This is a genomic window from Pedobacter sp., from assembly GCF_965227205.1.
Lineage (GTDB): Bacteria > Bacteroidota > Bacteroidia > Sphingobacteriales > Sphingobacteriaceae > Pedobacter.
The window spans coordinates 605,807-628,332 of the sequence record NZ_OZ245727.1; the positions used below are offsets into that span (position 1 = coordinate 605,807).

Below are 22,526 nucleotides of genomic sequence, written 5' to 3' on the forward strand. Positions count from 1 at the left end.
TACATGAAAAGAGTTTATCTAGATAATGCCGCAACTACGCCTTTAGATAAAGATGTAATTGCAGAAATGACTAACGTGATGGAAAATTACTTTGGTAATCCATCAGCAATTCATGCATTGGGCAGGGAAGTTAGAACCTTGGTAGAAAAGGCTCGTAAAACTGTGGCTAATCTTTTAGGTGCTTCTCCATCAGAAATATTTTTCACTTCGGGTGGTACAGAAGCCGATAATACAGCCATTCGTTGTGGCATTTCAGCTTATGGAATCAAGCACGCGATAACTTCAAAAATCGAGCACCATGCAGTAGAGCATACCTTAAACATGATGCTTAAAAATGGTGAAATTGATAAACTAAGCTTTGTAAACATCGATGAAAAAGGCAATGTAGATTATAATCATTTAGAAGAGTTACTACAAAATAACGAACGCACATTTGTGTCGTTAATGCATGCCAATAACGAATTGGGTACATTAACCGATATGATTAAAGTTGGCGATATCTGCGAGAAATACAATGCAATTTATCACGCAGATACTGTTCAAACTATGGGCCATTATGTTCACAATGTACGTGAACTTAAAGCTCATTTTATTGTTTGTGCAGCGCATAAATTACACGGACCAAAAGGCGTTGGGTTTTTATATGTAAACAGCAACATTAAAATTCCACCAATGATTTACGGTGGCTCACAAGAGCGTAATATGCGTGGCGGAACCGAAAATGTTTATGGTATTGTTGGCTTGGCAAAAGCTTTAGAAATTGCTTATGCAGAAATGCAAGAACATCAAAATCATATCCAGGGCTTAAAAGATTATTTAAAAGAACAATTAATTGCCGAAATTCCAGGAATAGGTTTCAACGGAGAAACTGATTCAGATAAAAGCCTTTACACTGTCTTAAACGTTTCCTTCCCGGAGATGGATATGGCAGATATGTTGCTTTTCAATTTGGATATTAACGGCATTTGCGCATCTGGTGGTAGTGCTTGTTCATCAGGCTCAAATATTGGTTCGCATGTTTTAAATGGCATCAAAGCAGATCCGAATCGTCCTTCAGTTCGTTTCTCTTTCAGTAAATATACAACCAAAGAAGATTTGGATTATGTAATCGAAAAAGTAAAAATGGTGGTTAAGCAAAACGCTTTAGCCTAAAATATCATTAACCAAATAGGAACAGTCTCGGAGAAATTCGGGACTTTTTTTGTGCTTTCTAAATTATATTTTGTCTTTTTGTGAGGTTTTAGAAATTTATTTTTTTTGAAAAGCAATTTCATCACCTCTTTTAATGTTCGTCCTGCTTTCTGTTCCAACAAAAGCAGAAAAAGCTTTTGGTTTCCACGGCAATCAGGTTTAGATTACAAAGTTTTGTGGTTACTAGGAACAGAAAAACCACTCACGCTCTATTCTCGAAAATGAGGATGGGAGTTGGCTAGTTCCCTTAGAAGCTATGAGGTGAAAGGCAAACTTTTAAAACATCATAAATTTTACCAAGCATGAATGGGCATAGCAAATGATTTTAGGAAAAAGCGTTGATAACCGTGTGCAAATTCTTTTATAACCCACTTAACAAAAGAATTTGCAGTCTGTGTGATGGATGAAGAGCGCAAAAGCAATGACCTCAAATTATTTCAATAACGGTTTGACGATTTTTTCCAAAATCAGGTGCAAGCCTTGATTTTTTGTTTCTTTTTTATCAAGAAAAAAGAAAGAGTCATTCCGACGGTGAGGAAAAAATCTCCTCTTGCAAATCTCAAAACAAAAGCTTAAATTTAATAGAGATAATGGTAATCCTGTTACCAAGAACATATAGTTCCTTAACGAAACCTTATTAAAATCCCATCAGTATAAGGTTTAACGAATTTGAAATTTATAAACCCAGAAAGTACCTGCTTTCTATAAATCTTATCGTTATGGAAAATTATCAATCAAAATCAGAACAAGAGAATCCTCAGTCTGAAAAGTTAGAAAAAACAGAAAGAAAACACATCTACAAATTTATTTTGGCACCGTTTTCATTCGAATCTTCACACCATTTTAATAAAATTCACAAGAGAAAATTTAATTCATTTGGCTGCATCCACGAATTAAGAAAGTTACCTGGAGCAATGTTGTAGCTGTTTTTCTAATTAAACTTTAGTTCATCGTTTTTAAGAGAGGGAATTGTTGTGTTTAAAAACTATTCCAAAAACTACTATTGAAAACAATGTTATTCTTTAAGTGTTCCATTAATACATCAAATTGAAAATACTATGGGAACAGATAAAGAAAAAGGTAAAGTCGTTGAGAACGAATTGCTTAATAAAACAGCTGAAGACGTAAAAGAAAATAGAAACCTTGATGATAACAAATCATCAAAAGTTGCAACCAATCTATTCGAAAAAGAGAAAGGTCGAAAAAATAATGCATTCGGCCCAGGTCACGAGCCGGGTACAACACCGGGTTCTGGAATTTAATAGATAAGATTCCTAATAAAAAATTATTAAATTTAAACCACAGCTGTAAGTTGTGGTTTTTTAATTTATCCCAAAAATGGAAAGAAGAAATTTTATCAAGAATTCTGCATTAGCAATGGCTATGCTCTCTATTTATAAAACTGATGTTTTTGCTCAAAAGGAAATGCTTCGAGCTTATAACTTTAAAGCCTTAAGAAATAATGTTGGAGTGTTTACAGAGCAGGGTGGAACCATTGGTTGGTTAAACTCACCAAATGGATTTGTTGTTGTCGATGCCCAATTCCCGGCTTCTGCACCTCATGTTATCGAGGAACTTAAAAAACTTGGCGATAAACCCTTTAAATATTTAATCAACACACACCACCATGGTGATCATACTGCAGGTAATATTGCTTTTAAAGGACTTGCCGAAAAAGTAGTGGCGCATCAAAACTCATTAGTCAACCAAAAAAGGGGAGCTGAAAAAGCAAATAATTTGGATAAACAATTGCTTCCGGATACAACTTTCGGTACGGGTTGGAAAGCACCAGTTGGTGGCGAAAAAATAAGTGCTTATTACTATGGTTCTGCCCATACAAATGGCGATGCAATTTACCATTTCGAAAATGCCAATATTGTGCATGTTGGTGATTTAGTTTCAAACCGAAAGTTTCCGTATATAGACAGAGAAAATGGCGCACACATTGGTAACTGGATTACTGCATTAGATAAAATTCACAATCAATTTGATAACGACACGCTTTTCATTTTCGGCCACAGCCGAGAACCTGAAAAAATTACGGGCAATAAGACTGATGTAAAAGCTTTTCAAAACTACTTACAGAATTTATTAGCTACAGTGTCGAGCGAAATTAAAGCCGGGAAATCAAAAGATGATATTTTAAAAATTACTTCAATACCAAATGCCTCAGAATGGCAAGGAGAAGGCATTCAAAGAAGCTTAACTGCTGCTTATGATGAATTGAAAGGGGCTTAATAGTTATTCATGTTCTCATCATTCCCAATTTTATTGGGAATGACGGGCGCTCTAAATACAATTCGTCATTAACTTTTTAATCTTATACAGGAACAAATTTTCATAACATTACAAACTTTCCGATTAGCGCATCCGGCATTAGAAGATTTGGCAGCAAAGACTAATTAAATTTTGTTGCATTACCACTGCATAACCGATCGAAGCAAGAAATCCTACGAGTGTAGTAGAATCTTAAAATACATCACAACCATTCACACAGCTTAGGATTTCGGATAAAATTTATTAAGTATTTGCAACAAAGGTTCGAAAGCCTTGATTTTTGCTCCACTTTTAATCAAGAAAAAGTGGACAGCCTGTCTGGCTAAGACAAAAAATAACTATCAAATCTATTTTCAATTTATAAACATTCTATATTTAAAATAATTCTAAACAGCAGCTTCAAAATCAATATTACTAAAGCCTTATCTGCTATATTTGTGTTACACAAAATCCACTATCAGATATGGATGATTTTTTAGCAGCTCGCTCCCAAATGGCCTTATCATTAGGCTTTCACATTATTTTTTCTTGTATTGGTATGGTTATGCCATTTTTTATGGCTGTATCGCATTACAAATGGCTAAAAACTAACGATGAAGTTTATAAAAACCTAACCAAAGCCTGGAGCAAAGGTGTGGCTATTTTTTTCGCAACAGGAGCCGTATCTGGTACAATGTTATCTTTCGAGTTGGGTTTATTGTGGCCAAAGTTTATGGAACACGCCGGACCAATTTTCGGAATGCCATTTTCTTTAGAAGGAACAGCGTTTTTCATCGAAGCAATTGCCTTAGGTTTCTTTCTTTATGGCTGGAATAAATTAAATAAATGGTTTCATTGGTTTACAGGAATGGTTGTTGGTGTAAGTGGATTAGCATCAGGAATATTAGTAGTTGCTGCTAACGCATGGATGAATAGTCCGGCAGGATTTGATTTTGTAAATGGAAAATATCTGAATATCGACCCAATACAAGCCATGTTTAATAAAGCCTGGTTCTCGCAAGCATTACATATGTGTTTAGCTGCGTTTACAGCTACAGGTTTTGCAGTTGCGGGCGTTCATGCATTAATGATTTTAAGAAATCAAAACAAAGAATTTCATTTAAAAGCCTTTAAAATTGCTGCGGTTTTTGCCTGCATTGGTGCACTGCTTCAGCCAATAAGTGGCGATATTTCTGCAAAAGACGTGGCCAAAAGGCAGCCAGCAAAACTTGCCGCTATGGAAGCGCTTTACACAACTGAAAAACCGGCTCCGTTATTAATCGGTGGTATCGTAAATGAAAAAGACAGAACAGTTAAAGGCGCAATAAAAATCCCGGGAGCGTTGAGTTTTCTTGCCCATGGCGATTTTAAAGCAGAAGTAAAAGGGTTAGATAAAATACCACAAAACGAGCAACCTCCGGTTGCCATTACACATTATGCATTTCAAATAATGGTAGGTATAGGAACATTGTTAATGCTTATCTCGCTGATTTATTTCTTTGTTTTGCTTCGAAAAAAAGACTTGCTAAATAAACCTTGGTTGCTAAAACTATTTGTTTTTGCCATTCCATTAGGTTATATCGCTCTTGAAGCTGGTTGGGTAGTTACAGAAGTTGGCAGGCAACCCTGGATAATTTATGGCATTATGCGCACTAAAGATGCAGTTACGCCAATGCCCGGAATTGCATATTCATTTTATATATTTTCGGCAATTTATATATCGCTAAGTGTTATCGTTACCTTTTTGCTATACCGTCAAATTAAAATGGTGCCTGTGCTTTATAATAACAAAAAATCGGAAGTATAAATCAGCTAACTGTGGCAATAAATAAATTATGGAATACGTTGTAATAACCTTTTTATGTTTGGGCATTTTGCTTTACTTCCTTTTGGGCGGTGCCGATTTTGGTGCAGGAATTATCGAACTCTTTACCTCAACCAAAAACAGAAGCAGGACCCGTAAAACCCTTTATCATGCTATTGGTCCAGTTTGGGAAGCAAACCACATGTGGCTTATCATTGCAATAGTGATATTGTTTGTTGGTTTTCCGCGTATTTACACAACGATGTCGGTTTATCTTCATATTCCTTTGCTTATTATGCTCATTGGTATTATTGCTCGTGGTACAGCGTTTGTTTTTCGTCATTATGATGCTGTAAAAGATGATATGCAGTGGTTATACAACAGAATTTTTCGATACTCAAGTTTTATTACAGCGCTTTTTCTGGGCATTATCGCAGGAAGTCTAATTTCCGGACATATCGATACAGATGCAAATGATTTCCTTTCCGCTTATGTTTTTGGATGGCTAAATTGGTTTTCGATATCTGTTGGTTTTTTTACCGTTGCGCTTTGCGGTTTTTTAGCAGCCACTTATCTTATTGGCGAAACTGAAGACACACATGATAAACAAAGATTTATTAAAAAGGCCGAATACATGAATATCGGTGCAGTTGTATTTGGTGCAATGGTTTTTATAGCCGCTCATTTAGATAATATTCCATTAATCGATTGGGTTTTCAAAAATACAGTCGGCTTAACTGCAATTATTTTGGCAAGCTTATCATTGATTTTACTTTGGTATTTATTGCTAAAAGGAAAAACTAAAGTGTTAAGAATTTTAGCCGGCTTTCAGGTAACCATGATTTTAGTTGCAATTAGCTATGCTCATTTTCCTAATTTTATCCGCTTAAAAGATGGCAATGCAATTTCACTTTTCGAAACCGTCGGACCAGAAAAAACAATTTACAGCCTTGGTTTGGCGCTGTTATTAGGAAGTATTTTAATTTTGCCGTTCCTCGGTTATTTGTTTTACAAATTCCAGAAAAAAGAGGAGTAGCTTACAAATCTGTCCTTTAGATTTGCAATGGTCTAAAATGATTGAATTGATTTATATTTAACAAGTTACCTAAATCGGTAGCGGCTCATTAAGCGTTGTCAAGGTTAGATACCTATAGACTGATATAATCCGCTACCGATTTTCCCTTAGTGACCAGATAACAATTAGGGCATTACCCATTATTAAGGACTTGGATCGATGGGGTAAAACTTAGGTAATTGCTACAAATTTAAAGAATAAATAATATGATTAATACAAATTTCTTTATTGGGATTGATGTATCAAAGCCCTACTTTGATGCTTCTTTAATGACTGTTATCAGTCATGTAAAACAAGCTATCCAAAGCGCCCGGTTTGAGAATACAGCTTCTGGGATAAAGACATTTGAGAAATGGCTTAAATTTCATAAGGTCACCTTTAATCCAGACACTCTGGTGGTGATTGAAAATACAGGGATCTATCACCGGCTAATCTGGTCATTCTGCAGTAACAAACACGTACCAATTCATATTGGTAATGCAGCCCATATTAAATGGAGTTTTGGGATAGCTAGAGGAAAGAATGATAAGATAGATAGTGTCCGTTTATGCAAGTATGCCTTTAAGGAATCTGATACATTAAAGGCCACAGAAGCCTTAGATCCACAGTTATTGCATTTAAAAGATTTCATATCTGCCAGAACAAAATTACTCAAGCAGGCTACAGGACTTAGCGTTTCAATTAAAGAGCTAGGTAATGTAAATGAAAAATCACATCAGAAACTAATTGAGAAAGCACTTAAATCTGCTATTGATGGAATAGCAAAATCGATTAAAAATATTGAAGAACAAATCCGCAAAATTATTAAAGAAAACAGCGCCTTTCAACGAAACTATAACCTGTTGACCGGTATACCAGGGATCGGACATGTCACCGCGGTTTACCTGATTGGTTGTACAGCGAATTTTGCCAGCAACCCAAGTGGAAAGCAATTGGCATGCTATGCAGGAGTCGCTCCGTTCGAGCACTCGAGCGGGATTAGTGTAAAAGGTAAAACCAGGGTACATAGGATGGCAAACAAAGACCTTAAAAAACTACTACATCTATGCGCATTATCAGTTATCCAACATAATATGGAATTCAAGAACTACTACCAAAGGAAAAAGGATGAAGGTAAGCATAGCATGAGTATACTTAATGCAGTGAGAAATAAAATAACGCTAAGAATAGCAGCTGTAATTAAAACACAACAACCTTATAAAAGCAATTATAATATAGCAGCCTAATTTGCAAAAGTCATAACAATCAGTCTGAGCTTGTCGAAGACCAGTTTCAAAACAGTTTCTTTAATTATTTGAAAAGCAAATACAGGAGTTCTTCGGTTTCGAAAGTCCCACTATCGTTCCAATCTTTTTTAACTTCTGTTGTGCTTTTTTTAATAGTCATTGCAAGGAGGAAAAATGTGGCAATTTATTAAATTCAGTGTAATAAAAAAGTATTTCCACTTTATCGGGTTTATGAAGAATTGGCGGTGCATGGAAACCACTCAAAATGGTGATACATGAAGTTAAATAGCCCCGACATAACGAATTCCGATTTTTCATCGGAAGTAGTATTGGCGGGACAGAACCTAAGCCAAGAACCAGAGGTTTTGCGCTTCAAAATTAAATTTTTTAAGATGCTGTTATTCTGAGGAACGAAGACCGCAAAGCAGCTACGAAGTAAATCTGTTTCATCGGTTGCAGATGCTTTCCTGAATGTTCGGGACATTCTGTGTCTTAGCATGACAAATTATCCAAGGTTGATGCATTAAAAGGGATTTCAACTTTATCGGGTTTAGTGATTGTAAAACTGTTAAAACCAATTGCGTATTAAATGCCCGATTAACGCTAAGAAAATTGCTGTAACAACCATACTTAATGTAACTTTCCATACCTGCATATCTATTTTTGGCTCAAGTATGTTAGCTTTAAATATAAGTGATAGTTTCATTCCAATTGTAGCATCATAAAAGCCTAAAAAAGCATTTATAACCATTGCGAAAATCAATGGATGGTTAATTGAAACCACATAGCCAATCGCAATATAGACCATGAATGATATTATGCTTAAATAAGTGTATTTGAATTGCATTTTCCTTGACAACATTGCACCAACACTATCAATAAACGTAATTGAAGCTAGTCCAATTATTAGGCTAATTAATATGTCATTATTACTATTCATTTTTAAATCATCTTCTGTTTAGATATTTAAAATTAAAAAAGAGCATCTGTTTCCAAATGCTCTTTCTAAATATCCTTAAATTTTATTTACAAACCACCTTTTCTGTTCGCTTTACTTTGAACAGGCCAGGTTGCTTGCTTTCCTGTTCTTTCATTTACAGGCAAATCAGTCGATTTTTCTGTAGAAGTTTTTTCAGGGTCTTCGCAAGCCATGTAAACCATAATTACCGCTAATATAACGTTGCTTCTTATTTCATCAAAAACTAATTTATCGTAACTATCGCGGTTGGTGTGCCATGTGTAAGTGCCATAATCCCAGCTGGTAGAGCTTAAAGAGTAGCCTAATGCGCCAGCAGCCACAAAAGATGCAAAATCAGAACCACCTGCACCTGGAGTTCCAGGGAAACTGGTTTTAATTTGATTTTTGATTGTATCTGGAACAGCAGCCAACCAACGAGTGATGTAATCTTTAGATTTCGCAAAACCTTGTCCGCCGATATTAACCACACGGCCTGTTCCATTATCTTGATTAAATAAAGCCTGTAAGTTGTTTACAACCTCTGGATGGTCTTCAACAAAAGCCCTCGAACCATTTAAACCTTGTTCTTCACTTCCCCAATGTCCAACTAAAATAGTACGTTTTGGGTTAGGGTAAAATTTCTTTAAAATGCGCATAGCTTCCATCATCATAATCGTTCCAGAGCCATTATCTGTCGCACCACTTGCGCCATCCCAAGAATCAAAGTGAGCCGAAAGCATTACATATTCTTTAGGTTTCTGTTTGCCTTTAATTTCGGCAAGCGTATTAAAAGTTGGCACAACACCATGTTCTTTTGATTCAGATTCTATTTTTAAAGTTGGTTTGTTACCACTTTTTACCAAGCGATAAACCAAGCCGTAATCCTCAACCGATAAATCTACCGTTGGAATTTTGGTTGTATTCGCACCAAAAATTTTATCTACACCAAAACCTTGCGACCAGTTATTAATGATTATGCCTGCTGCTCCGTTATTTTCGATAGCTAAAGCTAAATTTTTAGCCGTTAAACCTGTTTTTGCAATACTGGCATTCCATGCTTTTAAAGCATCAGCTTTTTCTTTTTTATACTTTTCGAATAAATCTTTAGTTGCAAATTCTTCCCAGTTTTTTTCTGGTCGGCCAGAGATTTGATTCATTGAAATTAAAACCAATTTGCCTTTAACATTTGGCAACCATTGTTGAAACGAAACTGAATCTGTAATTGCAGGTAAAACAATTGCTTCTGCATTTATTGCCTTGCCATTGGTTGATGGACTCCAAGCTAATTGTGTACCTTCTAAGGTTCTTAAACGAGGGCTAACTAAATCGATATGTGTAACGCCTCTTTCCCAACCACGCCATTCGCCCCATTTTTCGTTTTTGGCAGAAATTCCCCATTCACCATATTTTTTTACAGCCCAATCGTTTGCTTGTTTCATTTGTGGCGAACCAACTAAACGTGGTCCAACAACATCTAAAAGCTCATGCGCCAGTTTTTCTAACTGTGAGTTCTCATTTACTTCTTTAACAATGTTATCAATAACTTTCTTGTCTTGTGCAATAGCAAAAGATGAAGTAAAAAGAAGTAGGGTAGGGAATAGTAATTTTTTATTCATAATTAAGTTTAGCTGAATTGATAAGCTAAATTAATTAAATAATGCTTTGCGATATGATGTTAATGGAAATGTTGCAGTTAGAATGTTATTAAGGCATAATCAGCAGATATATTTCAGTAAGTTTCTTTGGATAACACTAAAACCTAAAAACTTTTCTTTTGCACCTTATCATGAAATGGCAAATATTCTGATAACGCAGCAGAACCGTACCAGTTAAACAATTCAGCATCCAGAACTTTGGCTTTTATTGCAGGGTCGCTTTCGAGAAGTTGTTTAGCCTCATCGATGGATTTTGTATTTAAAATAAAAATTCCTCTATAATTTTTATCGTTTTTACCCATCGGACCAGCAACTATTAATTTTTTCATTTCTACCATTTTACCCATGTTTGTCATGTGTCCGGCAAATAAACTATCGGTTTTTGCTTTAGTCTCTGATATATTTGAACCCGTTATTAGCATAACTAAAACATACATTTTCATGCCGTAATCATCAGCGCCGAGTTTCTTTGCTAGCGTTTCATCATACTTTGATTTTTCCTGTCCTTGCGAAGAAAAAACAAAGCCTAAAAGCAGGGTTAATAATATTAATCTTTTCATTTGATTGGTTTTAATGTTGTTTAACATCATTATATTGCCACAATACATTGATAATTTTCCATGCGCCATTCAGTTTTACAAGGTGCATATAACCAATCCATTCGTCGGCAATTAGTTTAATAGATGCAGTTCGCTCAGAAATATCTAATAGTTTGATTTCTTTTCTAGGATTAGCTGGAAATTTATCTCCTTTTACATTATAGCTTTCAGCAAGTAAAATCATCGATTCGGTAGATGTTTCTCTAACATAATCTTTATTTGTTGCTTTATCTTTCCAAAAAGTTCGTTTAACCATTCTTGGGTGTAAAGCACGTTCCATTCTGGATGGATTTGGTTGATGTTGCGATTCGATATAATCTAATGCGGCTTGTTTAATTGATAACGTATCTTGTTTAGTTTGCGAAAATGAAACTTTACTAATGATAAGTAGAAGGACAGAAATAAAGAAGTGCTTCATTGGTTGGTTAGTTTTTTGTTACCTAAAGATATAAAATTTATAGAGCTTTTAGTTGTGGGCATTTAACAGTCATAATTTCATTAAAGCAAAAAAGCAGGAATAAAATAACCGAAGTTATCTAAGTCCTGCTTTTAAAATATCAATTAACCAGTTAAACAAATTAACCCATAAGCTAATTATTCATCATCTTGATAAAAGAACCAAGTTTTGCTTTCATCGCTCTTCTATCTACAATAAAATCCAAAAATCCATGTTCTAAAACAAATTCTGAGGTTTGGAAGCCTTTTGGTAAATCTTTTTTAATGGTTTCTTTAATTACACGCGGACCCGCAAAGCCGATTAAAGCACCTGGTTCTGCAATGTTAATATCGCCAAGCATTGCGTAAGAAGCCGTTACACCACCAGTTGTTGGGTCGGTAAGTAAAGAAATGTAAGGTATTTTCGCCTGACTTAACAACGCCAGTTTTGCCGATGTTTTAGCCATTTGCATTAATGAAAATGCAGCTTCCATCATACGTGCTCCACCAGATTTTGAAATCATTAGGAAAGGAATTTTATGTTTTATAGAATAATCTATAGAACGTGCTATTTTTTCCCCAACTACAGAACCCATAGAACCACCGATAAAAGCAAAATCCATACAGGCAATAACTAAATCTTGACCTTCAATTTTACCAACACCTGCACGAATAGCATCTTTTAAACCAGTTTTAGCCTGGCTTTCTTTGATTCTTTCGGTATAAGGCTTATTGTCGTTAAAGTTTAGCGGGTCGCCAGAGGTTAGGTTGGCAAAAAGTTCTTTGAATTCGTTATTATCAAATAAAACTTCGAAATATTCTTTTGAACCTACTCTCAAGTGGTAATCACAGTAGTGGCAAACGTATTTGTTTTCCTGTAATTCTGCCTGATGTAGCGGTTTTTTGCAATTTGGACATTTATTCCACACTCCATCAGGTGCCTCTTTCTTCTCTTCGGTTGTGGTAATGATACCTTTATTTTCTCTCTTAAACCAAGCCATATAATTTTTTAAAGAATTGGATTGCAAAGAAACGAAAAATATAATTAAGATAAAGAATTACCAATAACCAAATTGCGAAGAACGAATAATAATCAAAAAACAATTACCAAGTCTGTATGGTGGTTATTGCAGTTTGAAAATTAATGATTGAAATTTGATAATTCTTACATGTGTGTAGTTTTTACACTATGGATAATGTGTTTTATACACTAAATGCCCTCTATTTGGTTGTGAGGCAAATAATTCTGTTGTTACAAAAGCTTGGAATGTTAATTTTTTTTATAACTTCGAACAAATAAAAATTAACAAGAGATGAGTTTAAAAGGCTACAAAGGCGTAATTTACGGAGATGCCGTTCAAGAATTATTTGAGCAGGCTAAAAAACACCAGTTTGCTTTACCAGCAGTTAACGTAACCGGTACAAATACGGTTAATGCGGTATTGGAAACTGCTAAGGCAGTAAATTCGCCAGTTATGATTCAATTATCTAATGGTGGTGCACAGTTTTATGCTGGTAAATCTTTAGATAATGAGAAATTGCAAGCATGTATTTTAGGTGCTGTATCGGCAGCTAAACATGTACATTTATTGGCAGAGCATTATGGTGTTGCCGTGGTTTTACATACAGACCACGCCGCTAAAAAATTATTGCCTTGGATTGATGGCCTTTTAGACCACGGTGAAAAATTCTTTGCTGAAACTGGCAAACCTTTATTTTCATCACACATGTTAGATCTTTCTGAGGAATCTATCGAAGAAAACATGGAAATTTCTTCAAAATATTTTGCTCGTATGGCAAAAATGAACATGACTATCGAAATTGAATTAGGTGTTACAGGTGGTGAAGAAGATGGTGTAGATAATAGTGATGTCGATAGTTCTAAATTATACACTCAACCAAGCGAAGTTGCTTATGCTTATGATGAGTTAAGCAAAATTTCTCCACGTTTTACAGTGGCTGCAGCTTTTGGTAACGTTCACGGTGTTTACAAACCAGGTAATGTTAAATTACAACCGGTTATCTTAAAAAATTCTCAGGATTTTATTAAAGAAAAGTATAGCTTAACTGCTGAGAAACCAATCAATTTTGTTTTTCACGGTGGTTCTGGTTCTTCACAAGAAGAAATCAGAGAAGCAATTTCTTACGGTGCTATCAAAATGAATATCGATACTGATATGCAGTGGGCATTTTGGGAAGGTATTTTAGAATATTACAAAAAGAATGAAGCTTATCTTCAAGGCCAGATTGGTAATCCTGATGGCGATGATAAACCAAACAAGAAATATTACGATCCACGTGTTTGGTTACGCAAAGCAGAAGAAACTTTTGTTAAACGTTTAACTTTAGCTTTCGAAGATTTAAATTGCATCAACGCAAACGATAAGCTTTAATTCGTTAAAATGTTTTAATGTTGGAATATTGTAACATTGCAACTTTCTAACCTTTTAACATTCCAACTAACAACAAAAACGCCATTGGTTAAAAACCGATGGCGTTTTTGTTTGTTTTTCATTATATTTAAGCAAATGAAATGTAATGACGAAATCTAAGAATAAATCCAAAAACAATAATTTTTTTGAGAAATTTGCTAATGCAGCAACTAAATTTACAGGGAGTTCTGTTGCATTTATTGCTGCTACAGCAATTGTAATTTTGTGGGCAGTTACAGGACCATTGTTTAATTATTCTGAAACCAGGCAACTGGTTATAAATACAGGAACGACGATAATTACTTTCCTAATGGTCTTTTTAATTCAGAAAGCACAAAACAAGGATGGTAAAGCAATCCAGCTGAAATTAAATGAATTAATTGCTGCACAGCAAGGTGCAAGTAATAGAATGGTTGATATTGAAGATTTGAGCGAAAAGGAATTAGACCAGTTACATAAATTTTACGTTACGATTGCTGCACTTGCAAAAAAAGAGGCCGATATTCATTGCTCGCACTCAATTGATGCAGCAAAAGAGCTAAATGAGTTAAAACTTAAAACGAATAAACACTTTAAAACCGATAAATAATGAGTCTACTAGTTCAAAAAGTTATTCATCCCGAAGATTTAGATAAAGTATTTGCCATACGCAAAGTTGTATTTGTAGACGAGCAAAATTGTCCGCCAGAATTGGAATGGGAACATGAAGACGAATCGATTCATTTCTTAGCGTCACACAATGGGCAGCCTTGTGGAGCATGTCGTTGGCGTAAAACTGATGCAGGTTATAAATTGGAACGCTTTGCTGTTCTCAAAGCTTTTAGAGGAATGGGCGTAGGACGAGCTTTAATTGCTGAAGCTTTATCTGATTTGCCAGAAAGTGCAAATTATATATACTTAAACTCACAATTGGATGCAATGAGCTTATACGCCAAATTTGGTTTTATTGCGGAAGGAGAGCAGTTTGAAGAAGCAGGTATTCAGCATTTTAAAATGGTAAAGAAGGTTTAGGTTATAAGTATCAATTTATTATAAAAACCTTCTTAAAAAAAGCGATTTTATTTAAATGGATTTTTAATTGCCATCAATGAAAGAATTATTGCTCTCAATACTGTTTTATGGCATGATAGTAACATGCCAAGCTCAGAAATTAGATACTCTTTATTATGACTCCAAATGGAAATCTGCCGATAAAAAAGATTTTACTTATTATCGGTTAACAGAATTCGAGAATAACCTCTATGTACTTAAAGATTATTACAAGGATGGAAATATTCAGATGATGGGTTTTTATAAGTCTGTTGAACCAGAGATTAAGCATGGTAAGTTTACGTGGTATTATCCAAATGGTGGTATTAGACAAAAATCCTTTTATCAGGATGACTCTCTAAAAAGAACAAATGCATGGAATGCCAATGGTTTAAGTATAAAATATCCTTTTCTGGCAGATGTGTATATTGAAGGAACTTATACTAAACCTGATATGGAACCACAATTTCCGGGTGGAGAAATTGAGCTAAAAAAGTTTATTAAAGCCAATCAAAAGGATTCTAAAATTCTAACAGATCAAAAGATTAGTGGTACAGTTGTATTAAATTTTAAGATTTCAGCAAAAGGAAAAATTAATAGCATAAAAATCGAGAAATCATTAAATTCCATTCTTGATGACGAAGCTGTGAGAGTTTTAAAAATAATGCCAAATTGGTTTCCTGGTTGTAAAAACGGAGTCAATGTTCAAAAGCGGGCGACTCAAATTTTCTATTTTTAGATTTTGTTAAAATATCTTGGAGGATAAAATCATCGCTTCATTCCATTTATCCATATTTAGGTTTAAACCTTCTCCCTTGGAGTTTAAAAAGCTGATTACCTCTTCAGTTGCAATATTTCCGGTTAAATCGTCAGCTGCCATTGGGCAACCACCGAAACCTTTTAGTGCAGAATCGATTCTTTTAACACCGCAATCATAGGCTGCTTCTATTTTTTCAAATCTTTCTGTAGGTGTAGAGTGTAAATGAATTCCAATTTCTGTATTGCTAAACTTTGAAATCAGCTTAGGTAAAATGGCTTTTATCTTTTCAGGAGTAGAAATCCCGACGGTATCGGCTAATGAAATAATTTCAACGCCTTTGCCAACTAAAACATCAGCCCATTTTTCTACAATTTCGTAATTCCATTCATCGCCATAAGGATTTCCAAAACCCATCGACAAATAAATTACAGCTTTTTTATTGCTTTTATCGCAAAGTGATAACATTTCCTCAACAGTTGTTAAAGACTGATTAATGCTGGAATTTGTATTTCGTTGTTGAAAGGTTTCAGAAATGGAAAACGGAAAGCCTAGATAACTTATCTGTGCATGCTTAATAGCCTCTTCAACGCCTCTTAAATTGGCTACAATGGCTAAAAGTTTAGTTGAGGTATTGCTTAAATCCAGATTTGCTAAAACTTCAGCCGTATCAGCCATTTGTGGTATCGCTTTTGGTGAAACAAAACTTCCAAAATCAAGCGTATCAAAACCAACTTGAAGCAACAAATTCAAATATTCAGATTTTAGTTTGGTTGGAACGAAATCATGTAATCCCTGCATTGCATCACGGGGACATTCGACTAATTTGAATTTATTTTGGCTCATATTATTTTGGTTTAACCGCAAAGTGCGCAAAGTTTTTCGCAAAGAAAAGAAGTTTCAAGAAACAGTAATCCAAAAACTGAGTTTTCATTAATGACCAATGACCAATGACCAATGACCAATGACCAATGACTAATGACCAATGACTAATGAACCTCCTTCACTTCCTTTCGGTAATCAACGCTTCTATCTTTTGAAAAGGTTCTGATAATTAACCTTGTACCTCTGTCGTAACTGAAATAACTCCAAACCCAGTTTACGAATACGATTATTTTATTTCTAAAGCCTACTAAAGTCATTAGGTGAACAAACATCCAGGTAAACCAAGCAAATACACCTTGAAAGCGTATTTTGCCGATATCAACTACAGCTTTATTTCTTCCAACGGTTGCCATAGAGCCTTTATCAAAATACTTAAACTTTTCTAAAGGTCTGTTTTCTTTAATGTTGATTAAGTTTTTAGCCAAATGGTGTCCTTGTTGAATCGCTGCTGGAGCAACACCAGGATGCCCGTTTGGTGTTTCCTCATCTATAATTGCAGCAACATCGCCAATTGCATAAATATTTTGATAACCAACAATTAAACTTTGAGTATCTGTTTTCAATCGTCCGCCGCGAACAATTTCTGCTTTATCTAAACCTGGAATCACCTGTCCTTTAACACCTGCGCTCCAAATTACTGTAGAACTTAAAATAGGGGCTTTGTCTTGTAAGGTGAGTGTATGTCCGTCGTATCCTAAAACACGAGTTTCATTCATAACCTGAACGCCCATTTTTATTAAAAATTCTTTTGATTTTTGTTGTGCCTGTGGTGACATTGGGCCTAAAAGTTCTGGAGAATTTTCCACTAGATAGATGTTTACCTTGCTCAAATCCATTTCAGGATAATCGTTTGGAATAACATGTTTTTTAAGCTCAGCAATGGCTCCAGAAGTCTCCACTCCAGTTGGACCACCACCTACAACTACAAAATTCAGCAATGCACTTTTTTTATCAGCATCCGTTTCTATTAAAGATTTTTCGAAATTCTGTAAAATTAAACTACGTAGATCCAAAGCTTCAGGAATAGATTTCATCGGCATTGAATTTTGCTCAATTTCATTATTTCCAAAAAAGTTGCTTGTTGAGCCTGTTGCAATAACCAAATAATCGTATTTGATGTTGCCAATATCGGTTTTTAGACAATTTTCAGCTGCATTTACTTCCGTAACTTTTGTAACCCTAAAAATCAGATTTTTCTGTCCTTTAAAGATTTTACGAAGCGGAAAAGCTATCGAATCGGCTTCTAAACCACCTGTAGCAACCTGATAAAGTAATGGTTGAAAAGTATGGTAGTTATGTTTATCCAACATTACTACTTGAAAGGGTTTGTTTTTTAATCTTTTTGCTAATTCAATTCCACCGAAACCACCGCCAACAATTACTACTCTCGGGTACTCACTTTTAGGAAGTTGTAAATCCATTTTATCTGCGTTTTTATCTATGCAAACGTAACAAAAAGATAGCCAAAAGGTTTAAAAGTTGAAGTTTCAGTGATTATTGAAAATAATATAACTTTAGTATGACGTTTGGTTTTTGGAAGTTTTGAGCAAAAAACTGAGTTTATTAAACCTGATGGGAATGGAAATCCTTTTTAATTTGCAGCAACGCTGAATATCTTGTCATTCCGAGGAACGAGGAATCTGTTTCATCGGTTGCAGATGCTTCGTTCCTCAGCATAACAGTGCCTAAATTAAAAAGATTGGAATGTACAGCAGGACTGGAGTAACCTATGAAATACTGAAACTGCTTTTCAAAAATTTTAACTAAATATTAATTCAGTTTCCTAAAGCAAAAAAAACGCCCCGATAAATCGGAGCGTTTGATATATTAAGATTTTGATGTCTTATTTTCTTTTCTCAGCAGAGCTACCTAAATCGATTACGATAGGAGTAGAGATGCATAATGATGAATATGTACCAATTACACGTCCGATTAACAATGCGAAGATAAATCCGCGGATGCTATCGCCACCGAAAATGAAGATTACCAATAACACGAAGAACACTGTTAACGATGTTAAAATTGTACGACTTAACGTGCTGTTTAACGCGAAGTTAATTAACTGATTACGTTCTTCGCCATGTAAATCTTCTTTACCAGCTTCTTTTAAGCGCTCACGAATACGGTCAAACACAACAACAGTTTCTGTCATGGTGTAACCCATTACGGTTAAAATTGCTGCAATAAAGTCCTGACCAATTTCTAATGAGAATGGTAATACACCATCTAAAATTGTGTAGAAAGAAAGTACCATTAAAACGTCATGCGCTAATGCAAGTACCGCACCTAAACCATATTGCCATTTTTTGAAACGTACAACGATGTAGATAAACATGAATACACATGAAATTAATACTGCGTAGAAAGCACCGTTCACAATATCGCTTGCGATAATTGGCGTAACTTTTTGCGAGCTTACAATTTCATATTTTGAACCAGCTAAACCTTTGTTTAAAGCATCTTCTACAACTTTATCCGTTTTAGGATCTTGATCTTCGATGTGGAATGTAGTTGTAATTTTAACCTGGCTATCTTCGCCTGCAGTTTTAACCTCTGGCGTTTCGTTACCGAAAACAGGAGATAAAGTGCTTTTTAAATCTTCAGTATTAACTGTTTTATCGAAATGAACTAAGTAAGTTCTACCACCTTTAAAATCAACACCTAAGTTTAAACCACCATTTTTGAAGTACATACCAATACCTGCAACAATAATAATTGTTGAGATGATATAGTAAATTTTACGGCGACCAACAAAGTTGAATGCTAAGTTTTTAAATGCATTACGTGTAAAGTTGTTATCAAAAGTGATTTCCATTTTACGATCTAACATCGCTTCGAAAACAACTCTTGAAATTGCAACAGCAGCAAATAACGAAGAAAGGATACCAATACACAATGTAGTTGCGAAACCTTGAACCGGGCCGCTACCAAAAGCATAAAGAATTGCACCTAAAATAAATACAGTAATGTTTGCATCTAAGATAGATGGCATTGCATGTTTAAAACCTTCTTTAATTGCAGTAGGAATGTTTTTACCTAAAGCAAGTTCTTCACGTACACGTTCGAAAATTAGAATGTTCGCATCAACTGATAAACCGATGGTTAACACAATACCGGCGATACCAGGTAAGGTTAGCACCGCACCTAATGAAACTAAGATACCAATGATGAAGAATAAGTTGATTAATAACGCAAAGTTAGCAACCCAACCAGCACGGTGATAATATAACGCCATGAAGATTAAGATTACGATAAACGCAATTACGAAAGAGATTAAACCATCGTGAATTGCCTGTGCACCTAAAGTTGGACCAACAATAAAGCTACCTGCAATACGAGCAGGAGCAGGAAGTTTACCAGCTTTTAAGATGTTAGATAAATCTTTAGTATCTTCTTGTGTAAAGTTTCCAGAGATTGATGAAACACCATTTGGAATTTCGTTTTGAACAGTTGGAGCAGAATAAACTTGGTTATCTAATACAATTGCAATAGATTTTTTATTTTGAGCATCAGCAGAAGCCTCAGCAGTAATTTTTTTCCATTTCGCAGCACCTTCGCTGGTCATGTACATCGTTACTTCAGGCTTACCTTTTTGGTCAAAATCGTTACGAGAATCGCTTACCGCTTCGCCACCTAAATCTGGTTTACCATCAGCACTTGTAACTTTAATTGCATAAAGTTCGAATACTTTAGAACCTTCCATTGGTTTAACGCTCCACATAAACTTCATCGAAGAAGGAATAGAAGAAGCAACTTCTGGTAATCTGAAATATGAATTAACCTTTGCAGTATCTTTTTGAAGAACCCAACCAACAATTGGTCCCGGACGCAAAGAAGGCTGACCATTTTCTGCCTGATAAGTTGGGATACTTAAAACTGAAAATAATGGGTTTGATTTTGCAAGTTCTGCTTTAGCAGCTGTAGAATCTTTTTTAGCTAAACCAGCTAATTTGCCACCTTTTGCAGTATCACCAGCTTTTTCTAAGCCAGCTAATTTACTTCCAGTTGCAGGAGCAGCAGTAGTATCGTTTGCTACAGGAGCAGTTTCTTTTAAAGTAGAAGCTAAAGTTTTGTTGATGTTTTCAAGCAAAGAAACAACTTCCTGAACTTGATAAACTTGCCAAAACTGTAATTCAGCAGAACCTTGTAATAATTTATAAACACGTTCTTTATCCTGAATACCCGGCATTTCGATTAAGATACGGTTTGTACCAGGTTGTTTTTGCATGTTCGGACTAACAACGCCGAAACCATCAATACGAGAACGTAAAATCGTGAATGAACGGTCAATTGCACTTTCAGCTTCTTTCGATAAGAAAGATTGAACTTCTGCATTTGATGCATTTGGTTTTAACTGAGAAGCATTATCCTGATTTGAGAAATAATCTGCAAGTTTAACACCAGGACTTAATTTCTCAAACTCGTTAACAAAAAGTTTGATGTAATCTTTACCGCCTGCGTTTAATTGAGTTTGTGCATTTTTTAAGGCTTGGTTAAAATTAGCATCAGTTGTGTTATCTGCTAATGATTTAACTAATTCCGCTAACGATATTTCCATCGTTACGTTCATACCACCTTTTAAATCCAGACCTAAATTGATCTCTTTCGATTTTACATCCTGATAAGTAAAGCCCAATAATGGGTAAACCTTTTCAGTACTCATCGAATCTAAATAAGCCTTCTCTTTGGCTACATCACCTTTCGCATAGTTTTTGGCGTCTTTCTCTACACTAGATGCTACCAGTGTAAATGAAAGGGCATACGCACAAACGATAGCTAAAACTATCGCTATAAACTTAATAAAACCTTTTCCTTGCATTGTTTGTTTAAAATAATTTGTCTTTCGCTGTTTTTTAACAAGTCGGCAAATCTAATTAAATTTTTAAATTATAGAACCCCTTAATTGATAATTTATTAAGATTAATTTTCAATATAGAATAATAGCAATGCATTCGTTACGTTGAACATGTTTTTGCCATTGAATTTGATTGTTATTTATTTGGAAAGCAATTGAAGAAGCATTTGGCTTTGGTTCGGTCCCGCTAATGCTGCTGCCATGAAAAATGGCATTCGCGAATATCGGGTTTAGATGGCAATGATAGAGTATCTATTTTCGGCTAATGGCTTAAGCTCATCGTCATTGCGAGGCACAGCTTGCCCCGACTATTCGGGGAAGCTGTGTCTTGCAATGACGGTTGTCGTATTACTTCTTTTTTAAAACCTCAAAAGTATAATCGTACTTATTCTTTTCATCAGCTTTATGAGGTTCAGAGCTTACTGTTTCCCATTCGTTTCTATCAATCTCCGGGAAAAAAGTATCAGCATCAAAAGTATGGTGTATAGTAGTTAAATAAAGAGTATCTGTTTTTGGTAAAGCCTGACGGTAAATTTCTGCCCCACCCACAATAAAAACAGGTTTTTCTTCATGCTGTGTAATCGCTAATGCTTCATCCAAACTATTAACCACTTCAACGCCATCAATTTTTAAAGATGAATCTCGAGTAATCACAATATTTCTACGGTTTGGTAAAGGTCTGCCAACAGAATCAAAAGTCTTACGACCCATAATAATGGTATGCCCCGAAGTAGTTTGCTTGAAAAACTTTAAATCGGCAGGCATGTGCCACAAGAGTTGGTTGTTTTTGCCAATAGCGAAGTTTTCGCCTACGGCAACGGCTATGGAAAGGGTTTTTGGTTCACTTGTCATTAGTTCATTAGTTCATTGGGTTCATCCGTTCATGGTTTAGTGCCAGAAGATTTCTTGCCAATATATTTTAAATAAGCATTAAGCTTAATGTGTATTATTTCAAGCTTATTAAAAAGTTGGTTATAAATTTCTTCGCTAACCAAACCCCTGTGTTTCATTTTTCTCAAAAAGGATTTAGTTTCCAAAATAGAACCTCTGCTGTAATAACAGAAGTTTTTATTTTCCTTGAAATGAAAACGTCCATAGCCTTCAGCTATGTTTGCACTAATTGAATCTGCTGCTCTGCAAATTTGCTACCCTACGGTATCTTTAGCAAAAAAGTCCCATTTCGTTGTAATATCCCAAATTTCATTTGATAAATCTTCAGCAAGCATATAAACTTCTAAATCTTCAATTCGATTATAACTCATAATTATTTTGTTTACACACTAATTATAAGGGATGAAATTGAATAGAGATTTATAATAAATGTTTAGCCTAATGATACCAATGAACTATTGAACAAATTAAACTAATT

Annotated in this window: 21 protein-coding genes; 11 read left to right on the top strand and 10 right to left on the bottom strand. The window is 35.1% G+C overall.

The features are described 5' to 3' along the window. Positions 1-3 precede the first annotated feature (3 nt). The 7 genes from ACO05K_RS02410 (at position 4) to ACO05K_RS02440 (ending at position 7,552) form a co-directional block, all read left to right on the top strand. Entirely contained in the window at positions 4-1,152 is a 1,149-nt protein-coding gene (locus tag ACO05K_RS02410; protein ID WP_421942871.1) for a cysteine desulfurase family protein, read from the top strand. Between the two features lie 758 nt (positions 1,153-1,910). Further along, a complete protein-coding gene (locus tag ACO05K_RS02415; protein WP_421942872.1) occupies positions 1,911-2,114 on the top strand; it encodes a hypothetical protein in 204 nt (67 codons plus the stop codon). Between the two features lie 135 nt (positions 2,115-2,249). Next, the gene (locus ACO05K_RS02420; protein ID WP_421942873.1) at positions 2,250-2,453 is read left to right on the top strand and encodes a hypothetical protein; all 204 of its coding nucleotides are present in this window, start codon (positions 2,250-2,252) and stop codon (positions 2,451-2,453) included. Positions 2,454-2,529: 76 nt separating this feature from the next. Next, positions 2,530-3,429, top strand: coding sequence for an MBL fold metallo-hydrolase (locus ACO05K_RS02425; protein ID WP_421942874.1), 900 nt, complete (start codon positions 2,530-2,532; stop codon positions 3,427-3,429). Between the two features lie 502 nt (positions 3,430-3,931). Further along, positions 3,932-5,254, top strand: coding sequence for a cytochrome ubiquinol oxidase subunit I (locus ACO05K_RS02430; protein ID WP_421942875.1), 1,323 nt, complete (start codon positions 3,932-3,934; stop codon positions 5,252-5,254). Positions 5,255-5,282: 28 nt separating this feature from the next. Continuing rightward, positions 5,283-6,287, top strand: coding sequence for a cytochrome d ubiquinol oxidase subunit II (locus ACO05K_RS02435; protein WP_421942876.1), 1,005 nt, complete (start codon positions 5,283-5,285; stop codon positions 6,285-6,287). Positions 6,288-6,532: 245 nt separating this feature from the next. After that, positions 6,533-7,552 carry an IS110 family transposase gene (locus ACO05K_RS02440; protein WP_421942443.1) on the top strand — a complete coding sequence of 340 codons (1,020 nt, stop codon included), beginning with the start codon at positions 6,533-6,535 and terminating at the stop codon, positions 7,550-7,552. 568 nt (positions 7,553-8,120) lie between these two features. On the opposite strand, the gene ACO05K_RS02445 is transcribed toward ACO05K_RS02440, so the two are convergent. The 5 genes from ACO05K_RS02445 to accD all read right to left on the bottom strand — a co-directional run bounded on the left by ACO05K_RS02445 (position 8,121) and on the right by accD (position 12,200). Continuing rightward, positions 8,121-8,492 (bottom strand): hypothetical protein, encoded by a 372-nt coding sequence (locus ACO05K_RS02445; RefSeq protein ID WP_421942877.1) that lies wholly within the window; start codon positions 8,490-8,492, stop codon positions 8,121-8,123. An 86-nt stretch (positions 8,493-8,578) separates the two neighbouring features. Then, the gene (locus tag ACO05K_RS02450) at positions 8,579-10,126 is read right to left on the bottom strand and encodes a M20/M25/M40 family metallo-hydrolase (RefSeq protein ID WP_421942878.1); all 1,548 of its coding nucleotides are present in this window, start codon (positions 10,124-10,126) and stop codon (positions 8,579-8,581) included. 143 nt (positions 10,127-10,269) lie between these two features. Continuing rightward, entirely contained in the window at positions 10,270-10,725 is a 456-nt protein-coding gene (locus tag ACO05K_RS02455) for a YciI family protein (RefSeq protein ID WP_421942879.1), read from the bottom strand. 10 nt (positions 10,726-10,735) lie between these two features. Further along, on the bottom strand, positions 10,736-11,182 hold the full coding sequence (locus tag ACO05K_RS02460; RefSeq protein ID WP_421942880.1) for a nuclear transport factor 2 family protein: 447 nt from the start codon (positions 11,180-11,182) through the stop codon (positions 10,736-10,738). A gap of 172 nt (positions 11,183-11,354) precedes the next feature. Then, positions 11,355-12,200, bottom strand: coding sequence for an acetyl-CoA carboxylase, carboxyltransferase subunit beta (gene accD, locus ACO05K_RS02465; RefSeq protein ID WP_421942881.1), 846 nt, complete (start codon positions 12,198-12,200; stop codon positions 11,355-11,357). A gap of 312 nt (positions 12,201-12,512) precedes the next feature. On the opposite strand from accD, the gene fbaA reads away from it, so the two are divergent. From fbaA to ACO05K_RS02485, 4 genes are all read left to right on the top strand, one after another. Beyond that, positions 12,513-13,592 (top strand): class II fructose-bisphosphate aldolase, encoded by a 1,080-nt coding sequence (gene fbaA / locus ACO05K_RS02470; RefSeq protein WP_421942882.1) that lies wholly within the window; start codon positions 12,513-12,515, stop codon positions 13,590-13,592. A 145-nt stretch (positions 13,593-13,737) separates the two neighbouring features. Beyond that, entirely contained in the window at positions 13,738-14,220 is a 483-nt protein-coding gene (locus ACO05K_RS02475; RefSeq protein ID WP_421942883.1) for a low affinity iron permease family protein, read from the top strand. Next, complete coding sequence (locus ACO05K_RS02480) at positions 14,220-14,642, top strand: GNAT family N-acetyltransferase (RefSeq protein ID WP_421942884.1); 423 nt, start codon at positions 14,220-14,222, stop codon at positions 14,640-14,642. Before ACO05K_RS02475 ends, ACO05K_RS02480 begins: the two co-directional genes overlap by 1 nt. Positions 14,643-14,718: 76 nt before the next feature. Then, entirely contained in the window at positions 14,719-15,399 is a 681-nt protein-coding gene (locus tag ACO05K_RS02485; protein ID WP_421942885.1) for a TonB family protein, read from the top strand. 6 nt (positions 15,400-15,405) lie between these two features. On the opposite strand, the gene ACO05K_RS02490 is transcribed toward ACO05K_RS02485, so the two are convergent. From ACO05K_RS02490 to ACO05K_RS02510, 5 genes are all read right to left on the bottom strand, one after another. Then, positions 15,406-16,263 carry a hydroxymethylglutaryl-CoA lyase gene (locus ACO05K_RS02490; RefSeq protein ID WP_421942886.1) on the bottom strand — a complete coding sequence of 286 codons (858 nt, stop codon included), beginning with the start codon at positions 16,261-16,263 and terminating at the stop codon, positions 15,406-15,408. A gap of 143 nt (positions 16,264-16,406) precedes the next feature. Then, positions 16,407-17,723 (bottom strand): NAD(P)/FAD-dependent oxidoreductase, encoded by a 1,317-nt coding sequence (locus tag ACO05K_RS02495; protein ID WP_421942887.1) that lies wholly within the window; start codon positions 17,721-17,723, stop codon positions 16,407-16,409. Between the two features lie 422 nt (positions 17,724-18,145). Then, a complete protein-coding gene (secDF, locus tag ACO05K_RS02500) occupies positions 18,146-21,121 on the bottom strand; it encodes a protein translocase subunit SecDF (RefSeq protein ID WP_421942888.1) in 2,976 nt (991 codons plus the stop codon). Between the two features lie 384 nt (positions 21,122-21,505). Continuing rightward, entirely contained in the window at positions 21,506-22,009 is a 504-nt protein-coding gene (locus ACO05K_RS02505) for a dihydrofolate reductase (protein WP_421942889.1), read from the bottom strand. Positions 22,010-22,038: 29 nt separating this feature from the next. Beyond that, entirely contained in the window at positions 22,039-22,299 is a 261-nt protein-coding gene (locus ACO05K_RS02510; RefSeq protein WP_421946269.1) for a four helix bundle protein, read from the bottom strand. Between the last annotated feature and the right edge of the window lie 227 nt (positions 22,300-22,526).

Excerpts from the sequence above, each read along its gene's own strand:
- ACO05K_RS02410 (WP_421942871.1), top strand. The coding sequence starts at position 4 with ATGAAAAGAGTTTATCTAGATAATGCCGCAACTACGCCTTTAGATAAA.
- ACO05K_RS02415 (WP_421942872.1), top strand. The coding sequence starts at position 1,911 with ATGGAAAATTATCAATCAAAATCAGAACAAGAGAATCCTCAGTCTGAA.
- ACO05K_RS02420 (WP_421942873.1), top strand. The coding sequence starts at position 2,250 with ATGGGAACAGATAAAGAAAAAGGTAAAGTCGTTGAGAACGAATTGCTT.
- ACO05K_RS02425 (WP_421942874.1), top strand. The coding sequence starts at position 2,530 with ATGGAAAGAAGAAATTTTATCAAGAATTCTGCATTAGCAATGGCTATG.
- ACO05K_RS02430 (WP_421942875.1), top strand. The coding sequence starts at position 3,932 with ATGGATGATTTTTTAGCAGCTCGCTCCCAAATGGCCTTATCATTAGGC.
- ACO05K_RS02435 (WP_421942876.1), top strand. The coding sequence starts at position 5,283 with ATGGAATACGTTGTAATAACCTTTTTATGTTTGGGCATTTTGCTTTAC.
- ACO05K_RS02440 (WP_421942443.1), top strand. The coding sequence starts at position 6,533 with ATGATTAATACAAATTTCTTTATTGGGATTGATGTATCAAAGCCCTAC.
- ACO05K_RS02445 (WP_421942877.1), bottom strand. The coding sequence starts at position 8,492 with ATGAATAGTAATAATGACATATTAATTAGCCTAATAATTGGACTAGCT.
- ACO05K_RS02450 (WP_421942878.1), bottom strand. The coding sequence starts at position 10,126 with ATGAATAAAAAATTACTATTCCCTACCCTACTTCTTTTTACTTCATCT.
- ACO05K_RS02455 (WP_421942879.1), bottom strand. The coding sequence starts at position 10,725 with ATGAAAAGATTAATATTATTAACCCTGCTTTTAGGCTTTGTTTTTTCT.
- ACO05K_RS02460 (WP_421942880.1), bottom strand. The coding sequence starts at position 11,182 with ATGAAGCACTTCTTTATTTCTGTCCTTCTACTTATCATTAGTAAAGTT.
- accD (WP_421942881.1), bottom strand. The coding sequence starts at position 12,200 with ATGGCTTGGTTTAAGAGAGAAAATAAAGGTATCATTACCACAACCGAA.
- fbaA (WP_421942882.1), top strand. The coding sequence starts at position 12,513 with ATGAGTTTAAAAGGCTACAAAGGCGTAATTTACGGAGATGCCGTTCAA.
- ACO05K_RS02475 (WP_421942883.1), top strand. The coding sequence starts at position 13,738 with ATGACGAAATCTAAGAATAAATCCAAAAACAATAATTTTTTTGAGAAA.
- ACO05K_RS02480 (WP_421942884.1), top strand. The coding sequence starts at position 14,220 with ATGAGTCTACTAGTTCAAAAAGTTATTCATCCCGAAGATTTAGATAAA.
- ACO05K_RS02485 (WP_421942885.1), top strand. The coding sequence starts at position 14,719 with ATGAAAGAATTATTGCTCTCAATACTGTTTTATGGCATGATAGTAACA.
- ACO05K_RS02490 (WP_421942886.1), bottom strand. The coding sequence starts at position 16,263 with ATGAGCCAAAATAAATTCAAATTAGTCGAATGTCCCCGTGATGCAATG.
- ACO05K_RS02495 (WP_421942887.1), bottom strand. The coding sequence starts at position 17,723 with ATGGATTTACAACTTCCTAAAAGTGAGTACCCGAGAGTAGTAATTGTT.
- secDF (WP_421942888.1), bottom strand. The coding sequence starts at position 21,121 with ATGCAAGGAAAAGGTTTTATTAAGTTTATAGCGATAGTTTTAGCTATC.
- ACO05K_RS02505 (WP_421942889.1), bottom strand. The coding sequence starts at position 22,009 with ATGACAAGTGAACCAAAAACCCTTTCCATAGCCGTTGCCGTAGGCGAA.